The following is a 335-nucleotide window of genomic DNA, read 5'->3' on the forward strand; positions in this document are numbered from 1 at the left end:
AGAAGTATTTTTGTAAATGGCGAAAAAGTAAGCGATGTCATCACGCATCCTGCCTTTCAAGGCATCGTGAAAACGATTGCAGGATTATATGATCTAGCAGCGGATGAAAGAAACAACATGACTTATGAAACAGAAGACGGAACGATCGCAAATAAAATTTATATGATTCCAAAGAGCAGAGAGGATTTAAGGGAACGTCGTGAAGCAATCAGCAAATGGTCGCAAGCGACATACGGAATGGTGGGACGTTCACCGGATCACGTGGCAGGCTTTTTAGCAGGATTTGCAAGCATGCCGGAAGTGTTTGCCCGTGGCGGGGAAAGGTTTGGAGAAAA

At 44.5% G+C, this 335-nt stretch carries 1 protein-coding gene; it reads left to right on the forward strand.

What is annotated here, in order from left to right:
• Positions 1 to 335, forward strand: a 335-nt coding sequence (locus DCC39_RS18995; RefSeq protein WP_276309941.1) for a 4-hydroxyphenylacetate 3-hydroxylase N-terminal domain-containing protein, incomplete at both ends; no start/stop codon positions are given.

Source organism: Pueribacillus theae, from assembly GCF_003097615.1.
GTDB classification, from domain to species: Bacteria; Bacillota; Bacilli; order Bacillales; family UBA6769; genus Pueribacillus; species Pueribacillus theae.